Here is a 1206-nt window from a genome sequence, read left to right as displayed (position 1 = left end):
CTAGTGTTATTTCAAGACAATTTTGACGATTGTTATTGGGTGTTTACATTCGCAGGGAAAAAATCATGCCTGCAAAAATATACCGAGTACACCTAAGCGCTGCAGAAAGAGCGCATTTACAGGAACTCATTGGCAAGCGTAGTGAAAAGTCTTTACAGGTAAAGCGAGCATATATACTTTTAGCTGCTGATGAGCATGGAGATAAACAGTGGAAAGATGCTCAGATCAGCGAAGCCTACGGAATAGGCAAACGTACTGTAGAACGCTTGCGTCAGAGATTTGTAGAAGAAGGATTAGAAGTTGCTTTGCAGGGTAAGCATCGTGAAGTAGTCCGAGAGAAAGTCTTTGATGGGGAAGTAGAAGCTAAGTTGATCGCTTTACGTTGTAGCGGCCCTCCTTCCGGGTACGCCCGCTGGACACTGCACTTGCTGGCAGATAAAATGATAGAGTTACAATATGTAGAACATATCAGTCATGAGAGTGTACGGCAGTTGCTTAAAAAAACAGGATTAAGCCTTGGCGGGTGAAGTCATGGATTATTCCAGAGGCGAGTCCAGAGTTTGTTTGTCAGATGGAAAGAGTCTTATCAATATATCAACGGGCTTATGACCCCCTTCATCCCGTTATTTGCCTAGACGAATCGCCTAAACAGTTAATTAAAGAGGTTCGTCATCCCTTTATAGACAGCTATGGGGTACAACATGTAGACTATGAATATAGTAGAGAGGGAGTAACAGACTTGTATATGATTATTGAGCCTTTAGGAGGGCGGCGAGAAGTGAGAGTAGAAGATAATCATAACCGCTTTACTTATGCCCGGGTTGTTGCTCATATTGCTGAATACATGTATCCCGAGGCAGAAAAAATTACGCTAGTGGAAGATAATCTAAGCGCCCATAAATTATCAGCGCTCTATGAAATATTTCCTCCAGAAAGAGCCCAGCATATTATACAACGCTTAGAAGTGGTGCGAACCCCTACACATGGTTCCTGGCTAAACATCGCTGAGTGTGAATTGAGCATACTAACCCGACAAGGAATCAGTAAGAGAGTAGCAGATAAGCATACGCTTATAGAACAGGTAGAAGCGTGGTATAAAATGAAAAATACCAAGCAAACCAAGGTCAACTGGCAGTTCACTACTAAAGATGCCAGAATAAAACTTAAACATCTTTATCCGTCATCCTAAACTTGACGTAACACTAG

At 42.2% G+C, this 1206-nt stretch carries 2 protein-coding genes; both read left to right on the top strand.

The features are described 5' to 3' along the window. Positions 1-65 precede the first annotated feature (65 nt). The gene (locus tag IQ247_RS32200; protein ID WP_193926244.1) at positions 66-527 is read left to right on the top strand and encodes a helix-turn-helix domain-containing protein; all 462 of its coding nucleotides are present in this window, start codon (positions 66-68) and stop codon (positions 525-527) included. Next, positions 524-1189 carry an IS630 family transposase gene (locus IQ247_RS32195; protein WP_193926243.1) on the top strand — a complete coding sequence of 222 codons (666 nt, stop codon included), beginning with the start codon at positions 524-526 and terminating at the stop codon, positions 1187-1189. The genes IQ247_RS32200 and IQ247_RS32195 overlap by 4 nt, the downstream gene beginning before the upstream one ends. The last annotated feature ends 17 nt before the right edge of the window (positions 1190-1206 follow it).

The organism is Plectonema cf. radiosum LEGE 06105, from assembly GCF_015207665.1.
GTDB lineage: Bacteria > Cyanobacteriota > Cyanobacteriia > Cyanobacteriales > Nostocaceae > Rivularia > Rivularia radiosa_A.
The sequence above is the reverse complement of the archived record's forward strand: the minus strand, read 5'-3'. Positions and strand labels throughout refer to the sequence as shown.